General features: G+C 65.8%; 19 protein-coding genes. 12 read left to right on the forward strand and 7 right to left on the reverse strand.

The annotated features are described in order from the left end of the window. Window positions 1-5: 5 nt before the first annotated feature. The 6 genes from WKW82_RS20555 (at window position 6) to WKW82_RS20580 (ending at window position 8,583) form a co-directional block, all read left to right on the forward strand. Entirely contained in the window at window positions 6-284 is a 279-nt protein-coding gene (locus WKW82_RS20555) for a DUF6587 family protein (RefSeq protein WP_340344191.1), read from the forward strand. 167 nt (window positions 285-451) lie between these two features. After that, complete coding sequence (locus tag WKW82_RS20560; RefSeq protein ID WP_340344192.1) at window positions 452-1,630, forward strand: FAD-dependent monooxygenase; 1,179 nt, start codon at window positions 452-454, stop codon at window positions 1,628-1,630. Between the two features lie 267 nt (window positions 1,631-1,897). Then, window positions 1,898-3,352: a DUF3375 domain-containing protein gene (locus tag WKW82_RS20565; RefSeq protein WP_340344193.1), complete on the forward strand. Its 1,455-nt coding sequence runs from the start codon at window positions 1,898-1,900 to the stop codon at window positions 3,350-3,352. Between the two features lie 17 nt (window positions 3,353-3,369). Further along, on the forward strand, window positions 3,370-4,044 hold the full coding sequence (locus WKW82_RS20570; protein WP_422823541.1) for a DUF4194 domain-containing protein: 675 nt from the start codon (window positions 3,370-3,372) through the stop codon (window positions 4,042-4,044). Next, window positions 4,037-7,414 carry an ATP-binding protein gene (locus WKW82_RS20575; protein ID WP_340344195.1) on the forward strand — a complete coding sequence of 1,126 codons (3,378 nt, stop codon included), beginning with the start codon at window positions 4,037-4,039 and terminating at the stop codon, window positions 7,412-7,414. The genes WKW82_RS20570 and WKW82_RS20575 overlap by 8 nt, the downstream gene beginning before the upstream one ends. Beyond that, window positions 7,411-8,583: a Wadjet anti-phage system protein JetD domain-containing protein gene (locus tag WKW82_RS20580; protein WP_340344196.1), complete on the forward strand. Its 1,173-nt coding sequence runs from the start codon at window positions 7,411-7,413 to the stop codon at window positions 8,581-8,583. Before WKW82_RS20575 ends, WKW82_RS20580 begins: the two co-directional genes overlap by 4 nt. Here the strand turns inward: WKW82_RS20580 and kynA are convergent, their stop codons facing one another. The 3 genes from kynA to kynB form a co-directional block, all read right to left on the reverse strand. Further along, window positions 8,584-9,432, reverse strand: a complete 849-nt coding sequence (kynA, locus tag WKW82_RS20585) for a tryptophan 2,3-dioxygenase (protein ID WP_422823530.1) — start codon at window positions 9,430-9,432, stop codon at window positions 8,584-8,586. It lies immediately after the preceding gene. Between the two features lie 60 nt (window positions 9,433-9,492). After that, the gene (gene kynU, locus WKW82_RS20590) at window positions 9,493-10,755 is read right to left on the reverse strand and encodes a kynureninase (RefSeq protein ID WP_340344198.1); all 1,263 of its coding nucleotides are present in this window, start codon (window positions 10,753-10,755) and stop codon (window positions 9,493-9,495) included. Window positions 10,756-10,917: 162 nt separating this feature from the next. Continuing rightward, entirely contained in the window at window positions 10,918-11,556 is a 639-nt protein-coding gene (gene kynB / locus WKW82_RS20595) for an arylformamidase (RefSeq protein ID WP_340344199.1), read from the reverse strand. A gap of 675 nt (window positions 11,557-12,231) precedes the next feature. On the opposite strand from kynB, the gene WKW82_RS20600 reads away from it, so the two are divergent. Then, window positions 12,232-14,589, forward strand: a complete 2,358-nt coding sequence (locus WKW82_RS20600; RefSeq protein WP_340344200.1) for a membrane-bound PQQ-dependent dehydrogenase, glucose/quinate/shikimate family — start codon at window positions 12,232-12,234, stop codon at window positions 14,587-14,589. On the opposite strand, the gene WKW82_RS20605 is transcribed toward WKW82_RS20600, so the two are convergent. Beyond that, window positions 14,562-15,290 (reverse strand): DUF899 domain-containing protein, encoded by a 729-nt coding sequence (locus WKW82_RS20605; RefSeq protein ID WP_340344201.1) that lies wholly within the window; start codon window positions 15,288-15,290, stop codon window positions 14,562-14,564. The genes WKW82_RS20600 and WKW82_RS20605 overlap by 28 nt on opposite strands. A 201-nt stretch (window positions 15,291-15,491) precedes the next feature. On the opposite strand from WKW82_RS20605, the gene WKW82_RS20610 reads away from it, so the two are divergent. Next, window positions 15,492-17,423: a S9 family peptidase gene (locus WKW82_RS20610; protein ID WP_340344202.1), complete on the forward strand. Its 1,932-nt coding sequence runs from the start codon at window positions 15,492-15,494 to the stop codon at window positions 17,421-17,423. Here the strand turns inward: WKW82_RS20610 and argF are convergent. Then, window positions 17,420-18,343, reverse strand: a complete 924-nt coding sequence (argF, locus tag WKW82_RS20615; protein ID WP_340344203.1) for an ornithine carbamoyltransferase — start codon at window positions 18,341-18,343, stop codon at window positions 17,420-17,422. The two genes, WKW82_RS20610 and argF, sit on opposite strands and share 4 nt — an antisense overlap. After that, window positions 18,340-19,545, reverse strand: a complete 1,206-nt coding sequence (locus tag WKW82_RS20620; protein ID WP_340344204.1) for an aspartate aminotransferase family protein — start codon at window positions 19,543-19,545, stop codon at window positions 18,340-18,342. Before WKW82_RS20620 ends, argF begins: the two co-directional genes overlap by 4 nt. Window positions 19,546-19,708: 163 nt before the next feature. On the opposite strand from WKW82_RS20620, the gene WKW82_RS20625 reads away from it, so the two are divergent. Continuing rightward, window positions 19,709-20,014, forward strand: a complete 306-nt coding sequence (locus WKW82_RS20625; protein WP_340344205.1) for a DUF3579 domain-containing protein — start codon at window positions 19,709-19,711, stop codon at window positions 20,012-20,014. A gap of 126 nt (window positions 20,015-20,140) precedes the next feature. Here WKW82_RS20625 and rpsT read toward each other — a convergent pair whose 3' ends face one another. Next, the gene (gene rpsT / locus WKW82_RS20630) at window positions 20,141-20,452 is read right to left on the reverse strand and encodes a 30S ribosomal protein S20 (RefSeq protein ID WP_213955532.1); all 312 of its coding nucleotides are present in this window, start codon (window positions 20,450-20,452) and stop codon (window positions 20,141-20,143) included. A 214-nt stretch (window positions 20,453-20,666) separates the two neighbouring features. Between rpsT and murJ the strand changes: the two genes are divergently transcribed. From murJ to WKW82_RS20645, 3 genes are all read left to right on the forward strand, one after another. Continuing rightward, the gene (gene murJ, locus WKW82_RS20635; protein WP_340344206.1) at window positions 20,667-22,229 is read left to right on the forward strand and encodes a murein biosynthesis integral membrane protein MurJ; all 1,563 of its coding nucleotides are present in this window, start codon (window positions 20,667-20,669) and stop codon (window positions 22,227-22,229) included. Between the two features lie 89 nt (window positions 22,230-22,318). Continuing rightward, entirely contained in the window at window positions 22,319-23,170 is an 852-nt protein-coding gene (locus WKW82_RS20640) for a SirB1 family protein (protein ID WP_340344207.1), read from the forward strand. Then, window positions 23,170-23,712 (forward strand): VOC family protein, encoded by a 543-nt coding sequence (locus WKW82_RS20645; RefSeq protein WP_340344208.1) that lies wholly within the window; start codon window positions 23,170-23,172, stop codon window positions 23,710-23,712. The genes WKW82_RS20640 and WKW82_RS20645 overlap by 1 nt, the downstream gene beginning before the upstream one ends. The last annotated feature ends 2 nt before the right edge of the window (window positions 23,713-23,714 follow it).

Genomic DNA, 23,714 nt, shown 5'->3' on the forward strand with positions numbered 1-23,714 from the left:
TCATCATGCTGCAACAAATCATCGTGGGCCTGATCGTCGCTGCTGCCGCCATCTACGCCGCCTGGCGATGGATGCCGGCCGCTTGGCGCCGCGGCGCCGCGCAAAAGCTGACGGCGGGCGGACAGCGCGCCGGACTGGTCGATGAGGAGCGCGCGAAGCAACTGGCGGCGTCGCTCGCCAAGTCCTCGGGCTGCGGCTCCTGCGACAGCTGCGGCGCATGCGGCACTGGCGACGCCAAGTCGGCGGACAAGTCAGCAAGCAAGAACGCCACGGCCGTACGTTGAGAAGGTGTGAACGACCCCGCCATGCCCGCTCATTCCGCCAGAACACGCCCGCCCTGGGTTGCAAATGCTCGCCGTGGCCCCCGCAGTGGCAGTGGTTTGTACCTTGATCGGACGCGTCTTGACGGCCTGCCCGGGCACGCCGGATCCATTCCTACCTCCTGATCCGCATGCCGTCAAACATCATCGTTGCCGGTGGCGGCATCGGCGGACTCGCGACCGCGTTGGCGCTGTCCAGCCAAGGTCATCGTATCGACCTGATCGAACAGGCCCCGGCGTTCGCTGAAATCGGCGCCGGCGTGCAACTGGGGCCCAATGCGACGCGCCGGTTGATTGCGATGGGCCTGGGCAAGCCGCTGGCCGCGATCGCTGCGAAGCCTGACGCCCTCACTGTGCGCAGCGCCGCCAACAACGCGGTGCTGGCCCGCCTGCCGCTCGGCAGCGTCGCCGAGCATCGCTACCGCGCGCCGTACTACTGCGCGCACCGAGCCGACCTGCATGCGCTGCTGCTCAAGGCCGTGCGCGCCCGCAAGCAGGTGGCGCTGAGCACCGGCGCACGCATCGTTGAAGTCCGGCGCGACGATGAGTTCGTGTGCGTGGCGAGCGCCGATGCGCGTGCGTGGGAAGGTGATGCCCTGGTCGGCGCCGACGGGCTGTGGAGCCGGGTGCGCCAGCAGGTGGTCGAGCACGATGCGCCACCGCGCGCCACCGGCCACATGGCCTGGCGCGCCATCGTCTCGCAGCAGGCCTTGCCGGCGGCCCTGCGCTGCAACGGCGTCGAGGTCTGGCTCGGCCCGAAGCTGCATGCGGTCGCCTACCCGGTCCGTGGCGGCCGATGGCTCAACGTGGTGGTGATCGCGGAATCGAAACCGACCGGCGATGTGCGCGACTGGGACCAGGCCAGCAGCCTGGCCGCGCTGCAAGGCGCCACAGGTCGCAGCGGTGCGGGCCTGCAGAAACTGCTGGAGGCCATGCCCGCCTGGCGCACCTGGGCCCTGAGCGACCGCCCGCCACTCAAGAATGCCGACCAGATGGCCAGCGGCCGCATCGCCTTGCTGGGAGACGCCGCGCATCCCATGCTGCCGTACCTCGCCCAAGGCGCCGGCATGGCCATCGAGGATGCGGTCGCGCTCGCAGAGGCGCTGGGCAACACCGACGCCGCCGGGCTGCCCCAGGCCTTCGCGCGCTACGCCGACGCGCGCTGGCAGCGCAATGCGCGCGTACAGGCGCGGGCGCAACGCAATGGCGCGATCTTCCATGCGACCGGGCCGGTGCGGCTGGGGCGCGATGTGGCGATGCGGGTGCTGGGGAAGGCGTTGCTTGATCAACCCTGGCTCTTTCAGGCCTGATTCCGCCGTGCCTGCATCGGAACCGTTCCCGGCCTGAACGGCTTGCCATAATTCGCAGCGCATGGCACCTCGCCTTGCTGCAAGTCTCGCCATGCCGAAGATAAGACCGCGTCCAGGTTTGAAAGTCCCCCGACCGTTGCCTCGCAGTGCTGCACTGTGGACGGCGATGTCGCCTGCCGACTTGTGTCATGCCCTGCTGTCACCGCGCCGCCCCGGGCTCCGCCATGCCCTGAGCTCGTGTGGCCACGGCGTTGCGCCGAGGGCCCGATGAGCCTCGACTACGCCACGCTTGAACTGCTGCGCCAAAGCCATCCGGCGTGGCGCCTGCTGCGTTCGGATCATGCGGCCCTGCTTGCCACTTTCCTGCACCGTGCGTTCGTTGCACCCAATGTCCGCGTGATGTCGCAGGCGGACCTGGCCGAAACGCTGGAGGACGCGTTGTTCGACCTGCGCGAAAAGCTCGGCACCGCGGCATTTCCCAAGTCCGCCCTCGAATACCTCAACGACTGGGCCGCCAATGAAAAAGGCTGGCTGCGCAAGTTCTACGCCGTGGGTTCGGATGAGCCCCAGTTCGACCTGACGCCATCCACCGAGAAGGCGATCGCGTGGCTCGGCACGCTCACCGAGCGCGCGTTTGTCGGCACCGAATCGCGCCTGCTGACCTTGTTCGAGTTGCTCAAGCAGATGAGCCAGGGCAGCGAAACCGACCCTGCCTTGCGCGTGGCCGAGTTGCACAAGCGCCGGGACGAGATCGACGCCGAGATTGCCAAGGTCCTGTCGGGTGATTTGCCCTTGCTCGACGACACCGCGCTGAAGGAGCGCTTTCAGCAATTCAGCGCACTGGCGCGCGAGTTGATGACGGACTTCCGGGAAGTGGAGCAGAACTTCCGTGGCCTGGACCGACGCGTGCGCGAGCGCATCACGTTGTGGGACGGTTCGAAGGGAGAACTCCTCGAGCAGATCATGGGCGAGCGCGATGCCATCGCCGAATCGGACCAGGGCCGCAGCTTCCGCGCCTTCTGGGATTTCCTGATGTCGAGCAGCCGGCAGGAGGAACTCTCGGCGCTGCTGGAGCGCGTGCTGGGCTTGCCCGCCGTGCAGGCGCTCAAGCCGGAGGCGCGCACGCGGCGCGTGCACTACGACTGGCTGGAAGCGGGCGAACACACGCAACGCACCGTCGCGCAGCTTTCGCAGCAATTGCGGCGCTTCCTGGACGACCAGGCCTGGCTGGAAAACCGTCGCATCATGGACATCCTGCGCAGCATCGAGACCCACGCGCTGGCGCTTCGGGATTCGCCGCCCGCCGGGGAGGTGATGCGCATCGCCGGCACCGGGGTGGATGTCGAATTGCCCATGGAACGCCCCCTCCATGTGCCCACGCTCAAGCCGCAGATCGCCGACGTTTCGCTGGAGGCCGGCGAGGGCAGCATCGATGCGGGCGCGCTGTTCTCGCAGGTGGTGATCGACAAGGCGCAACTCGAGCGACATGTTCGCAAGGCGCTGCAGGAGCGCAGCCAGGTGACGTTGAAGGACCTGACGCAGATGCAACCCTTGCGGCACGGGCTGGCCGAAGTGGTCGCGTACCTGCAACTGGCGGACGAGGCCTTCGGCGCCACCACCGATGAAAGCACCCTGGACGTGATCGAATGGACCGGCGCCGGGCGTGACGGCGAGCTGTGCCGCCGGGAGGCGAGCCTGCCTCGCGTGATCTTTGTTCGATAGCTGGAGGAGCCGGGATGATGGAAGAAGACGTGGAACTGCAACCGGCGATGTCGACAGGAACGGGCGCGGCGCCCGAACTGTCGGCCGTGGTGGTGCCACTGCTCAAGGGTGTGATCTACCGCGACAGTGCCGGCCCCTTGTGGAACGCGCTCTACAGCCTGCAGGCTCGCGTCCGCGACTACGTCGCCGTGCTGGGCCTCGAACTGGCCATGGATGAAGCCGAGGGCTACGCCTTCCTCCGGTCGCGCACTTCGCTCGCCGACGACCCGGACGAGTCGCCAGGCACGAAATCGCCCCGGTTGATCACCCGTCGTCCCCTGTCCTTCCACGTCAGCCTGCTGTTGGCCTTGCTGCGCAAGAAGCTCGCCGAATTCGATGCAGGCGGTGGCGACACGCGCCTGGTGCTGTCGCGTGACCAGATCGTCGAGCTGGTCCGGGTCTTCCTGCCAACGCAAAGCAACGAGGCCAGGCTGGTGGACCAGATCGACGCGCACCTGACCAAGATCGTCGACCTGGGTTTCCTGCGCCGGCTCAAGCCTGCCAGCGGCGGGGCGGGTGGACAGGCTTCGTTCGAGGTGCGCCGCATCCTGAAGGCCTTCGTCGACGCCCAGTGGCTGGCGGAATTCGATGCCCGGCTCGAGGGCTACCGCGCACATCTGCAAACCGGTTCCGGAAGCGCCACCGATGAATGACAGGGCCACCTTCGAGCTGGACTTCGCGGCGGACGATGCACTGTCCGGCTTCAGGCTGCACCGGCTGGAGGTCTTCAACTGGGGCACCTTCGATGCCCGCGTCTGGACGCTTCATCCCGAAGGCCGCAATGCCTTGCTGACCGGCGACATCGGTTCGGGAAAGTCCACGCTGGTGGACGCGGTGACAACGCTCCTGGTGCCGGCGCATCGCATTGCCTACAACAAGGCCGCGGGCGCCGACAGCAAGGAGCGCAGCCTGCGTTCCTACGTGCTCGGGCACTACAAGTCCGAGCGCAACGAAACCAGCGGCACGGCGAAGCCCGTCGCATTGCGCAACCACAACGGCTACACCGTGATCCTGGGCGTGTTCCGCAACGCCGGCTATGACCAGACCATCACCATCGCCCAGGTGTTCTGGATGAAGGAAGCCCAAGGGCAGCCTGCGCGCTTCTTCGTCGGCGCCGAACGCGACCTTTCCATCGCGGTCGACTTCGCCAATTTCGGCACCGACATCCTTGCGTTGCGCAAGCGGCTGCGCACGACGGGTGCCGACCTGTTCGACAGCTTCCCGCCCTATGGCGCATGGTTTCGCCGCCGGTTCGGCATCGAGAACGAACAGGCGCTGGAGTTGTTCCACCAGACCGTGTCGATGAAGTCGGTCGGCAACCTGACCGACTTCGTGCGCAGCCACATGCTGGAACCGTTCGAGGTGGGGCCGCGCATTACCGCGCTGATCGGTCACTTCGACGACCTGAACCGTGCCCACGAGGCCGTGCTGAAGGCCAAGCGGCAGGTCGAGTTGTTGACACCCCTGGTGGCCGACTGCGAACGCCACGGCGCGCTGGTGGCGCAGTCGGATGAGCTGCGAAGCTGCCGCGAAGCGCTCAAGGCTTACTTCGCGGGCCTGAAGCTGGAACTGCTCGACAAGCGTGTGCTGTCCTTGACCGAGGAATGGCAGCGGCAGGACGACGCGGTGTCCCGACTGGGCTCGGTGCGCGACATCCAGCGCCAACAGGAAGCCGAATTGCGGCGCAGCATCGCCGGCAACGGCGGAGATCGGCTGGCGCAACTGGAAGCCAGCATTCGCGGGCTGGAAGCGGAGGTCGCGAAGCGGCGCGCCAAGGCGGGCAGCTACAACGAACTGGCCCGGGCCGCGGGCTTGCTGTCGATGAGTTCGCCCGCCGACTTCCTCGCCCAGCGGCAAAACCTGGCCGGCATGAAGCAGGCGGCACAGGACCGTGAAAGCACGCTGCAGAACGAAGCGACCGAGCATGGCGTGACGCTTCGCCAGGGCAAGCAGGAGCATGTCGCGTTGACCGCTGAAATCCGGAGCCTGAAGGCGCGGCGCAGCAACATCCCGGCCGACCAGATCGCGATGCGCGCGGCGCTGTGCCAGGCCCTGGGGCTGGTGGAAGCGTCGATGCCTTTCGTCGGCGAGTTGCTCCAGGTGCGCGAGGACGAACGCGATTGGGAGGGCGCGGCCGAGCGCCTCCTGCGCAGCTTCGGCTTGTCGCTGCTGGTGCCTGACCATTGCTACGCCGATGTGGCCGAGTGGGTCGACAAGACGCACCTCAAGGGCCGGATCGTCTACTACCGCGTGCGTGCCGCATCGCGCAGCGAGGCCTTGCCGGGCCTGCATCGTGATTCGCTGGCGCGCAAGCTGTCCATCAAGCCGGATTCGCCTTTCTACGACTGGGTCGAACGCGAGGTTGCCCATCGATTCGATGTGGCCTGCTGCGCAACGCGGGAGCAGTTTCGCCGCGAGACGCACGCGATCACCCGTGCAGGGCAGATCAAGGCCAAGGGCGAGCGACATGAGAAGGACGACCGGCACCGCCTGGACGACCGCGGCCGCTACGTGCTGGGCTGGAGCAACGCGGCGAAGATTGCCGCGCTGGAATCGAAGGCGCGCATCCTGGAGCAGCAGTTGGGCGACGTGGGCAGCCGGATCGCCGGCATGCAGGCGGAACTGGACGCGTTGCGGGAGCGCACGACCGTGTTGGCGAAGCTGGACGTCTATGACGACTTCGCCGAACTCGATTGGCAATCGGTGGCGGCCGAGGTGGCAAGGCTGGCACGCGAAAAGGCCGAGGTCGAAGCGGCGTCCGACATCCTGAAGGCACTGACCCTGCAGCTAGAGGCCATCACCGAAGCCATCGGGAAGACCGAACGCGAACTCAATGATCGTCGCGACCTCCGGTCGAAGACCGAGCAGAAGAAGTCCGATGCCCAGGCGCTGCGCGTGCAGACGCAAGCCACGCTGGACGAGCCCGGCGCCGCGGCCGGTGCTGCGGTGTTTCCAAGGCTCGACAGCCTGCGCGCGGAAGCCCTCGGCGCGCACCAGTTGACCGTCGAATCCTGCGACAACCGCGAGCGCGACCTGCGCGACTGGCTGCAGTCGCAGATCGATGCGGAGGACCACAAGATCAAGCGCCTGCGCGACAAGGTGATCCAGGCGATGGCTTCCTACAAGGAGGCCTACAAGCTCGAGACCGCCGAGGTCGACGCCAGCATCGAGGCGGCCTTCGAATACCAGGCGATGCTGCGCGACCTGCAGGCGGACGGCTTGCCGCGCTTCGAGGCGACCTTCAAGGACCTGCTCAACGAGAACACCATCCGCGAAGTCGCCAACTTCAAGTCGCAACTCGAACGCGAGCGCGAGACCATCAAGGAGCGCATCGCGCGGATCAACGAGTCGCTGACGCAGATCGACTACAACCCCGGGCGCTACATCGAGCTGCAGGCGCAGGCCACCAACGATGCCGAGGTGCGCGACTTCCAGACCGAACTGCGCGCCTGTACCGAAGGCACGCTCACCGGCTCGGACGACGCGCAGTATTCCGAAGCCAAGTTCCTGCAGGTGCGCCAGATCATCGAGCGCTTCCGTGGTCGCGAAGGGCAGACGGAGCAAGACCGGCGCTGGACCGCCAAGGTCACCGACGTTCGCAGCTGGTTCATCTTTGCGGCCAGCGAGCGCTGGAAAGAGGGCGGCGCCGAGCACGAGCACTATTCCGATTCGGGCGGCAAGTCTGGCGGCCAGAAGGAAAAGCTGGCCTACACGATCCTCGCGGCGAGCCTTGCCTACCAGTTCGGCCTGGAGTGGGGCGCGGTGCGATCCAGGTCCTTCCGCTTCGTGGTGATCGACGAGGCTTTCGGCCGCGGCTCCGACGAGTCGGCGCAGTACGGGCTGCGCCTGTTCGCACAGCTCAATCTCCAGTTGCTGATCGTGACGCCGCTGCAGAAGATCCACATCATCGAGCCCTACGTCTCCAGCGTCGGTTTCGTCCACAACGAGCAGGGGCGCGATTCGCGGCTGCGCAATCTTTCCATCGAGGAATACCAGGCGGAAAAGGCCAAGGCCGGAAGATGAACTGGACGCAGTCGGCCGACCTGCGGGGCCAGGTGCTCAAGCTTTGGGAGCGGGGCGACTTGCTCTCCAGCATGGCGACGGGCGAGCCGCTATTCCCGCGAAGGCTGCAACTGCGGACGCCCACGTCCGCCGAGATGACCGATCGATTCGATGCGGTGCGCGCCTGGAGTCGCGACATCCGGGCCTCGGGCTGCCGCGTCGTGATGCGCGAATTCCGGCACCGGGTGCTGGGCGACAACGCGCTGCCGCAGGAAGCGTGGGTCGATTCGATGGAGGAAGCGCTGGCGCTGATCGGCAAGCGCAAGGAGGGGCAGCGCTTTGCCACGCTGGTGGCCGTCACGCAGTCACGACAGCCGCTGCTGTTGCCATGGCTGGCCCGGCGACCCTTGCGGGCGCTGGAACTCGCGCACGAATGGCAGCGCTTGCTGGCGATCGTTGCATGGGTCGAGGCGCGTCCGCGGCCTGGTGTCTACCTGCGGCAAGTCGACATTCCGGGCGTCCACACCAAGTTCATCGAAGCCCATCGCGGCGTGCTTTCGGAGTTGCTGGACCTTGTGCTGCCAGCGGAGGTCGTGGAGGCGAAGGCTTCGGGCATCCAGGCGTTTGCGCAACGCTACGGTTTCCGCGACAAGGGGCTTCGAATCCGCTTTCGCATCCTGGATGCGAAGTTCGCCCTCGGTGCGGCTGCCCTGGCGCAGGACATTGCGGTGGACGCGCCGACCTTCGCGCGCCTGGACCTCGGTGTGTCGCGCGTGTTCATCACCGAGAACGAGATCAATTTCCTGGCGTTTCCACCGGTCGAATCCGCTGTGGTGATCTTTGGCTCTGGCTACGGCTTCGAAATGCTGGCCGAGGCCGGATGGCTGAACAGGACGCGTGTTCACTACTGGGGTGACATCGACACACATGGATTCGCGATCCTCGACCAGCTGCGTGCCCGTTTCGCGCATGTCGACTCGTTCCTCATGGACCGCGCGACCTTGATGGCCCATGAGACGCAGTGGGTCGAGGAGGCCACGCAGACCTTGCGCGACCTGCCACGGCTCCGTCCGCCAGAGCAGGCGCTCTACGACGACCTGCGCGACAACCGCCTGCGTCCAAGGCTGCGCCTGGAGCAGGAGCGCATCGGCTATGCGTGGGTCGAAAGCGCGTTGGCCTTGCTGGCCTGATCAAAGATCCGTGCGCAGCTTCCAGATCTCCGGAAACAGCACCACGTCCAGCATCTTGCGCAGGTAGCTCACGCCGCCGGTGCCGCCGGTGCCGCGCTTGAAACCGATCACGCGCTCCACGGTGGTCACATGCCGGAAGCGCCAGAGACGGAAGGCGTCCTCGATGTCGGTGAGCTTCTCGCCGAGCTGGTAGACCTCCCAATGCTTGTGCGGGTCGCGATAGGCCACCAGCCAGGCTTGTTCGACCTCGTCGCTGGCTTCGTACGGCAAGGTCCAGTCGCGGTCGAGATGGTTCGCGGGAACGGGCAAGCCATGGCGGGCCATCAGCCGCAAGGCCTCGTCGTAGAGCGAGGGCGAGCGGTAGGCGGCGTCCACGCGCGCCAGCAGGTCGGGCCGGTGCTCGTGCGGCTTGAGCATGGCCGCGTTCTTGTTGCCCAGCGCGAACTCGATGCAACGGTATTGCGCGCTCTGGAAGCCGCTGGACTTGGCAAGGTAGGGCCGCATCGCGCTGTACTCGGGCGGCGTCATGGTCGACAGCACGGTCCAGGCGCTCACCAGCTGTTCCATGATGCGCGTCACTCGCGCCAGCATCTTGAAGGCGTCGGGCAACTGGTCGGCGGCGACGCAGCGGATGGCCGCGTGCAGTTCGTGCAGCATCAGCTTCATCCACAGCTCGCTGGTCTGGTGCTGCACGATGAACAGCATCTCGTCATGCGCGGGCGAAAGCGGATGCTGCGCGTTCAGCACTGCGTCGAGATGCAGGTAGTCGCCATAGCTCATCGACTCGCTGAAGTCGAGTTGCGCCTTTTCCTCGTGGACGATTTTTTCAGTGCTCATCAGAACCTTCATGCTGCGCGCTGCGGTGAGAACGCGCTTGGGCGGGCGGCCGGGCGATGTTCATGGGGCCGTTCACGTCACTGCATTCTTCGCGTTGAACTCAGCGCGCTTCCAATCGGCCGTCTCCAACACCTGCAACAGATGCTCCACCGAATTCCATACGTCTTCGAAGCCCAGGTACAGCGGAGTGAAGCCGAATCGCAGGATGTCCGGCGCCTGGTCGTCGCCGGCGCGGTAGTCGCCGATCACGCCGCGCGCGATCAGCGCCTGCACGATGGCATAGGCGCCCTCGGCGCGGCTCAGGCACACCTGCGAACCGCGTTCGGCATGCGCGCGGGGAGTCACCAGCGACAGGCCATGCCCGCCGCAGCGTTGTTCGACCAATTGAATGTACAGGTCGGTGAGCGCCAGCGACTTCTTGCGCAACGCCGCCATGCCGCCCAGCGGCTCGGCGGCCAGCACGGTGTCGAGTCCGCATTCCAGGCCCGCGAGCGCCACGATGGGCTGTGTACCGCACAGGTATCGGGAGACGCCCGCTGCGGGGCGGTAGTGCGGCGTCATTTCGAAGGGCGCCGCATGGCCCCACCAGCCGGACAAGGGCTGGACGAACTTGTCCGCATGCCGCGCATGCACCCACGCAAACGCCGGTGCGCCGGGGCCGCCGTTGAGGTACTTGTAGCCGCAGCCGATGGCGTAGTCGGCATCGCTGTCGTTGAGCGCCACCGGCACGGCGCCCGCGCTGTGCGCCAGGTCCCAGACGGTGAGCACGCCGGCCGCGTGCGCGGCAGCCGTGATGGCCTTCATGTCGTGCATCGCGCCGGTGCGGTAGTTGACGTGCGTGAGCATCAGCACGGCCACTTCATCGGTCAGCACGGCGGGCAGTTCGCTTGCGTCGATCAACTTCAGCGTGAAACCGCGCTCGCGACACATCGACTCGGCGATGTAGAGGTCGGTCGGGAAGTTGCTGCGCTCGCTGACCACCAGCTTGCGCCCCGTGGCGGCCTGCTGCGAGAGGGCGGCGAACAGCACCTTGTAGAGGTTGATCGAGGTGCTGTCGGTGCACACCACTTCGCCCGGTGCGGCGCCGATGAGCCGGCCGACCTTGTCACCCAGGCGTTGCGGCAGGTCGAACCAGCCGGCGCTGTTCCAGGAGCGGATCAGGCCTTCGCCCCATTCCTTCGCCACCACCTCTGCGATGCGCGCGGGCGCGGCCTTGGGCAGCACGCCGAGCGAGTTGCCGTCGAGGTAGATCACGCCTTTAGGCAGGATGTATTGGTCGCGCAATGCGGCCAGCGGGTCTTGCGCATCGAGTGCGCGGCAGTCGTCAAGAGTCATTTTCGGTTTCTTGTCAGTTGTCCACCACGCGATCGCGTGACCCGCGATGCGTGAACGAGGGCGAGCAATGCCTGTTCGTGGGCACCCGCGGAACCGGCTTTGCCGGGCCGCTGGGTGCGCCCCCTTGAGGGGGAGCGCCGCAGGCGCATTCGGGGGTGGGTTTCATCTCTCGCGCAGTACTGCGCGGACGGGGGAGGCATCGGCGCTGACCAGCTTGAGCGGCAGCGCGATGAGTTCGTAGTCGCCTTCGGGCACGTCGTCGAGCACCAGGTTCTCCAGCACGCGCAAGCCGAGGCGGCGAATGACCTGGTGGCTGTCGAGCGTCTTGCTGTCGGCCGGGTCGATGCTGGCGGTGTCGATGCCGATGAGCTTCACGCCGAGCGCGGCAAGGCGTTCGATGGTCGAAGGTGCGTACGCGGCAAGGGCACCGTCCCACTGATGGACGGGCGCACGTTGGTAAGTGCGCACCAGCACGCGAGGCGGCAAGGCGGCGACGGCGTGCTCGATGTGCGCCCACTCGATCAAGGGGCCGCGCGCGATCGCATGGATCACGCGGCACGGCCCGAGAAAGGGCCCGAGGTCCACGTCGCCGATCGTCGCGCCGGCCGGGTCGTAGTGCAACGGTGCATCCGCATGCGCGCCGACGTGCGGCGACATCGTGATCTCGCTCACGTTCACCGGGCAGCCGGGTCCGATGCTCGCAGCCCAGCGTTGCTGGTACGGCGTGTCACCGGGGAATACCGGCGCGCCGACGTACACCGGTGGCGAGATGTCCCAGAGGCGGGGTGCAGGAAATGTCATGGGCGCAAAGGTAGCGCCGTACGCGATGTCATGGTGTCGGTTATTCCCAACGACCGCGTCACGAAATGAAGCTGCGGCGTAAGTTTCACGGGGCCGCCCATGACAACCAAAAGCCTCATTGATACGTAACGATCGGGTTGGCGCGGCAGATTTGCGCGCCGCATTCCGGCAGAATCAATCGCTTGCACGGTGAATGCTTTTGGACAGGGCGTTCATCTGCATCCGGTGGCGGGCAGCGGTTCTTGCGAACTGTTCCCGGTGTGCCGCTGGTCGCGCAGGATCGTGTCAGGGGGGAAGAACAATGACATCGCAAACGCAGATGCACCTTGGAGCCGTTCGCAGGGTTTGCCCTTGCCACGGCCAGCCTTTCACAGCCAGGGGTTGGGATTCAGTCCCCGATCCCGGCCATTTCGGACAGCGCGGCGGCCCTCCCGGGACGGGATGAGGCTGCGAGCGTTCGACGCAACGTGCCGGACAGCGCTCGCCGACGGAACGATTCGCCGCATCCGGAGGACGTTCCATGCGAGTCGCGGCCGTGCCACCTTGCGTCGCGCCTTCCACATCGCCTGAACCTTTCGCGAAGGCGCTGCATCGCGCAGCAGCCTCCGCCGGAAGTCTCGCCCCGCATCGCGCGGGCGCCATGCACTACATATTCAAGCAACAGGGAGAGCCATCGTGCAAACATATTCAAGACGTTCGAAGACACATGCCGGCCTGGTCTGGTTCGGGCTGCTTCTGGGGGTGGTCGGGGCCTTGCTGGCTGCCGGTGGCCTCTATCTCGTCACCTTGGGCGGGTCGTGGTATTACCTCATTGCGGGGGCCGGGACGCTGCTGTCAGGCGTTTGGATTTCGCAGGATCGGCTCAAGGGCGTCGGCCTTTATCTCGCCGTGTTCGGCTTCACGGTACTGTGGACGCTCTGGGAATCGGGCCTCAATGTCTGGGGGTGGGTGCCGCGGACCCTTGCGCCAGCGGGACTGGCCTTCCTCGCGTTGTTCCTCGTGCCCCTGTTTCGCAAGACCGCGCCATCGGCCTCGGTCAAGAAAGCCTCGCTTCTTGGGGGCAGCGCCCTGGTTCTGGCCCTTCTCGCCATGGTGATCTCCCTGCTCTTTCCGCACGGCATGGTCTACAACAAGGACGTAGCCATCACCCCTGGCGAGGTGTCCGCGACGACCGCGGCGGCGGGTGACGAATGGCGCGACTACGGCCGCACCGGCGAGCAGACCCGCTACGCGCCCTTCGACCAGATCAACCGCAGCAACGTCGACAAGCTGGAAGTCCTCTGGACCGCACGGCACGGGGACATTGCGACCTACGGCAACGAGAACCAGAACACCCCGCTGTATGTCGACGGCAGCCTCTACCACTGCTCGCCCAGCGACATCGTGACGGCGCTCGACGGCGCCACCGGCAAGATCAAGTGGCAGTTCGATCCCAAGGCCAAGGCGCCTTTCTGGCATCGCTGCCGCGCCGTTTCCTACTACGACCCGGGCCCGGGCGACTCCTGCGGTCCGCGCATCGTGCTGGCCACCATCGATTCGCGCCTGCTTGCCGTGCGTACCAAGGACGGGCAACTCTGCGAGACCTTTGGCGACAAGGGCACTGTCAGCCTGATGACGGGCATCGGCGATTCGCCGGCCGGCCTGTACATGCAGACCAGCGGGACGATGATCGCCGGCAACAAGATCATCATGGGCGGATGGGTGGGCGACAACGTCATGGTCGGGGAAGCCTCCGGCGTGATCCGCGCCTTCGATGCCGCCACCGGCGAACTGGCCTGGGCCTGGGACCTGGGCAACCCCGCCATCACCAAGCTGCCGCCCGCGGGCCAGACCTACACCCGCGGCACGCCCAACGTCTGGACGACGATGAGCTACGACCTGAAGCTCGGCCTGGTGTACCTGCCCACCGGCAATGCCACGCCCGACTACGTGGTCGAGCATCGCCGGCCGTTCGACAACGAATATGCATCCGCCGTCGTCGCCCTCGACCTCAACACCGGCAAGGAAAAGTGGAAGTTCCAGACCACCCACCTGGACCAGTGGGACTACGACGTGCCGGCGCCGCCGTCGCTGGTCGATGTGCCTGGCAAGAACGGCGAGAAGATCCCGGCGCTGATCCAGATCACCAAGCGCGGCCAGATCTTCATGCTCGACCGCCGGACCGGCGCGCCCATTGCCGAAGTGGAAGAACGCCCGGTGCCCCAAGGTCACACGGAAGGCCAGTACTACGCCAAGACGCAGCCCTACTCCGTGGGGATGCCGGCGATCGGTGCCGAACCCCTGCGCGAGGACCGGACCTGGGGCATGACGCCGCTGGATCACCTCTATTGCCGCATCAAGTTCAAGTCGCACATCTACCACGGTGACTTCACCCCGCCCGACGTGAAGCCCTACCTGTTCTCGCCGGGCAACAACGGCGGGTTCAACTGGGGTGGCGCGTCGGTCGACCAGTCGCGCAACCTGCTGATCGTCAACGACATCCGCATGCCGATTTCCGCCCACTTCATCTCACGCGCCGAAGCCGACGCGCTGCCCGACGTGGATGCGCACGGCACCTATTCCAAGATGATCGGCACGCGCTTCGGCATGTATCTCGTCAACTTCCTCTCGCCGATGGAAGTGCCGTGCATGCAGGGGCCCTACGGAACGATGACCGCGATCGATCTTGTCTCGCGCAAGATCGTCTGGCAGGTTCCGGTGGGCACCACCAAGGAGGTCGGGCCGTTCGGTCTCCGCATGGGCGTGCCGTTCAACGTCGGCATGCCGACGCTGGGCGGCACGGTCGCCACCAAGGGCGGCGTCGTCTTCATCTCCGGCACGCAGGACTACTACCTGCGCGCGTATGACGTCGAGACCGGCAAGGAACTGTGGAAGGGTGCGCTGCCCACCGGCGGCGAGGCGACGCCGCTCACCTACATCGACAAGGCGTCTGGGCGGCAGATCGTGCTGGTCAATGCTTCCGGTGCGCCGCACAACCCACGCGACCGTGGCGACTACCTCATCGCCTACGCATTGCCAGCCGCGGCCAAGTGAAGCGCGCCCTGCTGGCGAGCGGGTGACTCGCTGGCGGGGTATTCATCGTGCAACCGCAGCCAGCCGTAGGTCGGCTCCTGCGGCCAGCCCGCGGGTGATTGCTCCCAGGCTTCCTGCCGGCCCCATGGCGTGAGGTCGAGCAGGCCGAAGGTGTTGCTGGCCTGCTCCACGCCGCGGCCCGAAGTGAACCAGCCCTGGAACACGCGCTCGCCCCGGCGGATGAACACCGACAGGCCGAAGGATGCGTTGTCCTGCGCCGTGACCATGTCTTCATGGAAGGTCGAGCCATGACATGACACCCACGGAAAGGTCCAGCCCATGCGCGCCTTCACCTGCTCGATCTGCGGCACCTTCGCGCGCGCCACCATCGTGAAAGTGGTGCGCCGCGCATGCAGGTGCGCGAAGTTGTTCATCAGGTTGTCGCTGTACTTGGAGCAGCCCGGGCAGATGTGGTCCGAGCCGTCGTTCAGCATGTTGTGATAGACGATGAGCTGGTCGCGGCCGTCGAACAAGTCGATGAGGCGCAGGTCGTTGCGAGTGGGCGAGGCGAAGCGATAGTCGTGCACGATCTCGGTCATGGGCAGGCGTCGTCGCCGGGCGTTCAGCGCGTCGTGGGAGCGCATGAGTTCCTTCTCGGCCTTGAGCAATTCGTCGCGCTGGGCTTGCCAGTCGGCGCGGGAGACGATCTCGGGGTAGTTCAATCGGGCCTCCAGTCGGAATGATGTGAACACTGTACACATCATTGGAGGATGTGTACGGGTTCGACTGAAGGCCCTTCAGCAGGCGCGGGAACAAGCGACGCCAAAAAAAGGCGCCGCGGTCCCTGGCTGCGCTCGAGTCGAGACCGCGACAATCAGTCGCACATGGGAGGACTGTTGATGTATCGCATCCTGTTGACGCTGATGCTCGCCGCGCTGGGCGGCTGTGCCATTGCACCCTCGCACCCGGCATTGATCGGTGCGGCCCTGCCGGAGCTCATTCCGGTTCGCGAATTCGTCGCCAATCGGCAAGCGACCGGCGCCTATCGCGTGTCGCCCGACGGCAAGAAGCTCGCATGGATGGGCGTCTCCGGCGTCGTGCCGGCCATCTGGGTGAAGACCATCGGTGGCACGGACGACAAGGCGTTCCCCATTCGCGCCCGGCACTATGTCTGGTCGGGGGACAGTCGTTTCCTCGTGGCGCTCGTCGACCCGGCCGGAGACGAGGACATGCATGTCCATGTCGCGGCTGTCGACGGCTCGGCGGGCTTCATTGACCGTACGCCTTTCGCGAAAACCCGGGCTGGGGTCAATCGTGTTATCGACGACACGGCAGCCTTGATCATCGAAACCAATCAGCGGGACAAGAAGGTCTTCGACCCGTACCGGCTCGACCTGGAGACCGGAAAGCTCACACGCATTGTCGAAAACCCCGGCACCGTGGCATGGTGGGGATTCGATCGTGCCGGCGTGTTGCGCGCAAGATTGGTGCTGGAGGGCGAGCGCAGCATGCTGCAATTGCCCGATCCGCAGGCCACCCCTTCCGCTTGGCGCACAACGGCCAGCTGGGACCGCGATTCAGGGCTGAGGGTGCTGGACTTCACCGACGGCGGAGCGGCCGCCTGGGCGCTTTCGAACCGTGGCCGCGACAAGACCGCGCTTGTCAAGCTGACCTTGGCGACAGGCGCCGAGGCCGTGGAATACGCCGCCCCGGAAGTCGATGGGGACAACGCGTTGCTCGCCAAGTCGTCCAGGCTGCCGATGGCGGCGTACTCGTTGCCGGATTACCCGCGTCTCGCGGTATTCGACGCCGCGTTGCGCGCTCGTCTCGCCGCGCTGAGCGACGGAGGGCCGGCGGAAATCGCGGTGAGCAGCCGCGATGACGCCGACCAGGTGTTGACGGCAACGGTCACCACGGAGCGGGGTACCCGGACGTTCCTGCTGGCAGGCAAGGAGGCGCCACCTCAACTGCTCGGCGAATCGCAACTCAGCTTGATCGCATCGTTATTGGCGACGACGAAACCGATCGCGTACGTCAGCCGCGACGGTCTCACGGTCCACGGCTATCTCACGCTGCCGCAGGGCGTTCCACCAGGACCGCTCCCGATGGTCTTGCTGGTTCACGGCGGGCCGATGTTGCGCGACCGGTGGGCCGAGGAAAGCCCGAGCCGATCGTTGAAGCAGTTTCTTGCCAACCGCGGCTATGCGGTCCTGCAAGTCAACTATCGCGGGTCGTCGGGCTATGGTCGCGCTTTCATGGAAAAAGCCATCGGGGAATTTGCCGGGAAGATGCACGACGACCTGATCGACGGCGTGCGCTGGGCGGTCGACACCGGCGTCGCTGACCCCCGACGCGTGGCGATCTATGGCGCCAGCTACGGTGGCTACGCCGCGCTGGTCGGTGCGACCTTCACCCCGGAGGTGTTCGCCTGTGCTGTCGATGTCGTCGGCGTTTCGGATCTGGCGAGGCTGCTGGAAACCGTGCCGCCGTATTGGGAGTTTGGCCTGCACTGGTGGCGCCGCTACGTCGGCGATCCTGCCGACCCGGCGCAGCGCAAGGTGATGGATGCCAAGTCACCCGTCTACATGGCGCAACGTGCGCAGCGGCCGATCCTGGTGATGCACGGCGTCAACGATCCGCGCGTCAAGCTGGAACAGTCGCAGCGCATGGTGGAAGCCTTGCGCGCGGCAAACAAGACGGTGGAGTTCGTCACCTTCAAGGGCGACGGGCACGGCAACCAGAAGTGGCCGAACAACCTCACGATGTACCGCAAGACCGAGGACTTCCTGGCAAGTTGCCTGGGTGGTCGAAGCACCGGCTTCGACTACTACCAGTTGGGGGCTTGGGCCTTCTAGGCGTTGACTCTGCCGAGCAGCAGGAACTCCATGAGCGCCTTCTGCGCGTGCATCCGGTTCTCCGCCTCGTCCCACACCACCGATTGCGGTCCATCGATCACATCCGCCTCGACCTCTTCGCCGCGATGCGCCGGCAGGCAGTGCATGAACAGCGCATCCGGCTGCGCGACAGCCATCATCTCGCTGTCCACGCACCAGTCGGCGAAGGCCTTGCGGCGCGCCTCGTTCTCGGCCTCATAGCCCATGCTGGTCCACACGTCGGTGGTCACCAGGTCGGCACCGCGGCAGGCTTCCATCGGGTTCTTGAAGACCTTGTAGCTGTCATTCGACCGGATGCCCGCCACCGATTGGTCCACCTCATAGCCGCTCGGCGTGCTCACATGCACCTTGAAGCCGAGGATCTCGCTGGCCTGCAGCCAGGTGTTGGCCATGTTGTTGCCGTCGCCGACCCAGGCGACCGTCTTGCCCTTGATCGAGCCGCGGTGCTCGATGAAGGTGAAGATGTCCGCCAGGATCTGGCAGGGATGGAACTCGTTGGTCAGGCCGTTGATGACCGGCACGCGCGAGTGCTCGGCAAACTTCTCGATCTTTGTCTGCTCGTAGGTGCGGATCATCACGAGGTCGACCATGCGGCTGATGACCTTGGCGCTGTCGTCGATGGGCTCGGCGCGGCCCAGCTGGCTGTCGCCGGTGGTCAGGTGCACCACGCTGCCGCCGAGCTGGTACATGCCGGCCTCGAAGCTCACGCGCGTGCGGGTCGAGGCCTTCTCGAAGATCATCGCCAGCGTGCGGTCGACCAGCGGCTGGTGCCGCTCGTAGGCCTTGAACTTCTTCTTGATGAAGGCCGCGCGCTCGAACAGGTGCGCGTACTCGTCGGCCGTGAAGTCGGAGAACTGAAGGTAGTGCCGGACTTCCGTCATGCCTTGGGCTCCGCCAGGAAGGCCTTCACGATCGGCGCCAGGATGGCCACGATCTCGTCGGCTTCCGCGATCGTCAGGATCAGCGGCGGCACGAGGCGGATCACGCTGTCGGCGGTCACGCTCAGCAGCAGGCCGGCCTCGCAGGCGCGATTCAGGATGATGCCGCAGGGGCGGTCCAGTTCGATGCCCAGCATCAGCCCCTGGCCGCGCACTTCCTTCACGCCCGGCATGCGCGAGAACTCACGTTCCAGCGCCGACTTGAGGTGCGCGCCGACGGTCGCGGCGTTCTCGAGCAGGTTCTGCTCTTCCATGATGCGGATGGTCTCGATGCCCGCGCGCATGGCCAGCGGATTGCCGCCGAAGGTGGTGCCGTGGTTGCCCGGCTGGAACAGGTTCGCCGCCTTCGGGCCCGCGACGACAGCGCCGATCGGCACGCCCGAGCCCAGGCCCTTGGCCAGCGGCATGACGTCCGGCTTGATTCCGGCCCACTGGTGCGCGAACCACTTGCCGGTGCGCCCCATCCCGCACTGCACCTCGTCGATCATCATGAGCCAGTCCTTCTGGTCGCAGAGGGCGCGCACCTGCTTCAGGTAGTCCCAGCGCATCGGGTTGATGCCGCCTTCGCCCTGGATGGTCTCGAAGAACACGGCCACCACGTTCGGATTGCCTTCCGTGGCCTTCTTCAGCGCCTCGATGTCGTTCAGCGGCACACGGATGAAGCCCTCGACCAGTGGGCCGAAACCGGCCTGGATCTTCGGGTTGCCCGTGGCCGACAGCGTGGCGATCGAGCGGCCATGGAAGGCCTTCTCGTAGACCACGATCTCGGGCTTCTCGATGCCCTTCTCATGGCCGAACTTGCGTGCCAGCTTGAGCGCGGCTTCGTTGGCTTCCAGGCCGGTGCAGCAGAAGAAGGCATTGGTCAGGCCCGACAGCTCGGTCAGCTTGGCCGCCAGCGCTTCCTGGCCCGGCACGTAGTAGTAGTTGGAGCTGTGGATCAGCTTGGTGATCTGGTCCTGCAGCGCGGGCACCAGTTCGGGGTGGTTGTGTCCCAGCGTGTTGACGGCGATGCCGCCGAGGCCGTCGAGGTAGGCCTTGCCATTCGTGTCCCAGACTCGGCAGCCTTGCCCGTGCGACATCGCGATCGGCAGGCGACCGTAGGTGTTCATGACGTGGGGCGAAGTGGGCTGGGGAATGGCGCTCATTGTTCGAATCTCCGAAAAGGGAAGCGAATTCTAGGGCGACCACCTTCGCGCTTTGCTGAGGATTGCGCATCACAGCAATGCCCTTGGCACGGCGCATGCAAGGTCGCCAGCTAAAATCGTTGTGCGCCGCAGCACAACGCCTCGCCGGCCGCCAACCCGCCCCATGGACATTCCCAGCACCAAGAAACTTTTCATCCAGGGCGTCACCCACGACGGCCGGACTTTCAGGCCGAGCGACTGGGCCGAGCGCCTGGCCGGCGTGATGAGTTCGTTCCGCCCCGGCGGCGCAACGCCCGACAGTTACCTGAGCTACTCGCCATGGTGCGTGCCCACGACCATCAACAACGTCAAGTGCGTGATCGTCAGCCCCGAGCTGCGCGACCATGACGTGATGGCTTGGGACTTCGTCATTAACTTCGCCCGCGACAACGATTTGACGGTGGGCGAGGCCTGCATCCTGCCCGAATAAAGACAAAGCGATCGCCCATGAAAAAACCGCCCGAAGGCGGTTTTTCACTTTTGCTTCAGCGCACCCCTGTCAAACGGCGGATGAAAGCACTGTGGCGATCATCCGGGCTTGGCCCGACTCTTTAAGTCAGGCGGCGGCTGCGGGGGCCAGGGCGAGTGCCTTGACCTTGGCCGACAGGCGGCTCTTGTCGCGAGCTGCCTTGTTCTTGTGGAAGATGCCCTTGTCGGCGACGAGGTCGACAATGCTCTGGGCCTTGGCGAACAGGTCCTTCGCCTTGGTCACGTCGCCGGCCAGCACGGCCTTTTCGACGTTCTTCACAGCGGTACGGTATTTGGAGCGCAGCGAGGTGTTCGCAGCGTTGAGCTTGACGTCCTGGCGGACGCGCTTGCGGCCCGACGCGAGGCGCGGGTTCTTCTTTTTGGGTTTGGCTGATGCCATGATTAGTTAATCCTTGTGTCTGGGGATGTTGCAGCAAAGCCAGCGATTATAGCGCGCAGCAGGAAACGCGCCACTTCGCGCCGGCCCGCCGACCCTCTTCCGGGGTAACACCCATGGCTCCGGAAAGCCGGCTCCGAGGTGTTTCACGAACCGGCTTCGCTTCCGTCGCCTCCGGGGAGAGGGCGTGGCGGAGCAGCCTAAACTCCTCGGCGCCGTGTCCCTATTCAAATCCGCCTCCACCGTCTCGCTGTTGACGCTTGCCTCGCGCATCACCGGGCTCATCCGCGATGTGCTCTTCAGTTCGGTATTCGGCGTCAACGCGCTGACAGACGCCTACTACGTCGCCTTTCGTATACCCAACTTGTTCCGTCGGGTATTGGGGGAGGGCGCGTTCAGCCAGGCTTTCGTGCCGGTGCTGGCGGCCTGCAAGACGGAGGAGGGTGAGGCGGGCGCGAAGAATCTCGTGGACCACGTCGGGACGCTGCTGACCTGGACGCTGGTGGTGCTGTGCATCGTCGGGGTCGTCGGGGCGCCGCTCATGGTGTGGGCGATGGCGAGCGGGCTGCAGAAATCAGGCGGCTTCGACGGGGCCGTGGTCATGACGCGCTGGATGTTCCCGTACATCGGCTTCATGTCGCTGGTGGCGCTGGCGGGCGGCATCCTGAACACTTGGCGTAAGTTCGTGGTGCCGGCGGCTTCGCCGGTGCTGCTGAACGTGGCGCTCATCACGTCGATCGTCATCGGGGCGCCGCTGTTCAAGCACTGGGGCATCGAGCCGATCTACGCGCAATGCGTCGGTGTGATGGTCGGGGGCGTGCTGCAACTTGCACTGCAACTGCCAGCGCTGAAGAAGATCGGCATGCTCCCGCGCATCGGCGTGCGGATCGCGGCCATTCGGGAAGCCTGGAACGATCCGACGACGCGCAAGATCCTGCGCCTGATGCTCCCGGCCCTCATCGGCGTCAGCGGCGCGCAGATTTCGTTGCTGATCAACACGCAGATCGCCTCGCACCTGGCCGAGGGCAGCGTCACCTGGATCACCAATGCCGACCGGCTGATGGAGTTTCCGAGCGCGATGCTGGGCGTGGCCCTCGGCGTTGTCCTGATGCCGCAACTCGCCAGTGCCCGCGCCGCAAAGGACGAAACGCGCTTCTCTGCCATGCTCGACTGGGGCCTGCGCCTCATCGTGCTGCTCACGGTGCCCTGTGCGCTGGCCTTGCTGGTGTTCGCCAAGCCGCTGGTGGCGGTGCTGTTCCACAACGGCGCCTTCGACGACGCGAGCGTGCTGCGCACGGCCGACGCGCTGGTCGGCTACGGCACCGGGCTGCTGGGCATCGTCTCGATCAAGGTACTGGCCGCAGGCTTCTACGCGCGCCACGACATGCGCACGCCGATGCGCATCAGCCTTGGCACGTTGGCGCTCACTCAGGTGCTGAACATTGCGTTGGTGCCGTACCTGCAGCACGCGGGGCTTACGCTGTCGATCGGCCTCGCGCAGCTGGTGAACGCTACGCTCTTGCTCGTGATGCTGCGTCGAGTCGGGAGTTACAAGCCGGCGGCGGGCTGGTGGCTCTTCCTTGCGCAGGTGACCGCAGGCACGTTGCTGATGGGGGCATTGCTGGTCTGGGCCAACGGCTATTTCGACTGGATCGCGCTGCGAGAGCATCGCTTGTTGCGCATCGGCCTTCTGGCGGCCGTCATTGCGGGGGCTGGTGTGCTGTATTTCGGCGTGCTCACGCTGGCGGGCGTCAAGTTGCGGAGTTTCATGCGGCGCTGATGCCCCGCTGAGGCCCGCCTGAAGTTCGGAAGTGCGCCGGGTGGCGTACACCGCCTTGACGCTCTCCGCGCGCTCTACTACAAAGACACATGCCGTTGAGCCTTTCCGCGCCCACCGCCCTGGAGTACTTCCGTACCTTGGTGGAGAGCGACGACCATTTCCCGCTGCTGGAGGCGGCCGCCAGCCTTGCGCAGGACGAATATCCCGACCTCGACGTGCAGCAGGTGCTGGGCGACATCGACCAGTTGCTGGCCCGCCTCAAGCGCCGCCTGCCGGCCGATGCAGCGCCCTTGCAACGGTTGCGCCTGCTCAATCAATTCTTTTTCCATGACCTGAATTTCGGCGGCAACGTCAACGACTACTACGACCCCGACAACAGCTACCTGAACGCCGTGTTGCGCACGCGCCGCGGCATCCCGATCTCGCTGGCCGTGCTGTGGATGGAGCTTGCGCAGGGCCTCGGCCTGCAGGCGCGGGGTGTCGGCTTCCCGGGGCATTTCATGCTCAAGGTGACGCTGCCGAAGGGGCAGGTTGTGATCGATCCCTTCACCGGCCGGTCGCTCTCGCGCGAGGAACTCACCGAGCGGCTGGAACCCTACAAGCGCAGCAACGGCCTGGTCGGCGATTTCGATGTGCCGCTCGGCCTGTACCTGCAACCCGCCACGCCGCGCGACATCATTGCGCGCATGCTGCGCAACCTCAAGGAAGTGCACCGCACGCAGGAAGACTGGCAGCGTGCCATCGCGGTGCAGGACCGGCTCGTCGTGCTCCTGCCCGAGGCCTGGGGCGAACATCGCGACCGCGGCCTGGCGCATGCCGCGCAGGGCAATGCATCGCTCGCCGTGCGCGACCTCGAGACCTACCTGGCCCATGTGGAAGACGCGCTGGACATTGACGCGATTGCCGAGCGTGTCGCGGCCTTGCGCCGCGCCGAAAGCTGATGACCGCGGACCGGGACGGTGGTCCGCTCGGCTTGCCGCGCAGGACCCACGCAGCGCTCGGCATCGGTGTCGCGAGCAACCTGGGCACCCGGCACCAGTTCCATGGCATCCAGCCCGTGCTGCCCGTCTCTGACGTCACACGTGCGGCGCGCTACTTCCGCGATGTGCTCGGCTTCGAACTGGACTTCATCGCTGGCGAGCCGCCGAGCTATGCGCGTGTGCGGCATGTGCCCAGCGCCTTCGACGCGGACGTTCAAGGCGGGCGGCACGATCTGGCGCGGCCAGCAGCCATCGTGCCGGACGGTCACGGCCAGGGCGACGCCGTCTACATCCGCCTGTGGCAATGCAATGCGCGGGAAACCCGCCAATGGCGCGGAGAAATCGTCATCCATGTGGGCTACGACATTGATGGATTGCATGCGGCCTACCTGAAGCGCGGCGTCGATGTGATCGAGCCGCCGACGTCGCAGCCTTGGGGCCTTCGCGAATTTGCCATCCGCGAGCCCGACGGGCACGTGTTGCGTTTTTGCGGCTACCTGTAGGC

This window comes from Variovorax rhizosphaerae (genome assembly GCF_037889975.1).
Classification (GTDB): Bacteria; Pseudomonadota; Gammaproteobacteria; order Burkholderiales; family Burkholderiaceae_C; genus Variovorax; species Variovorax rhizosphaerae.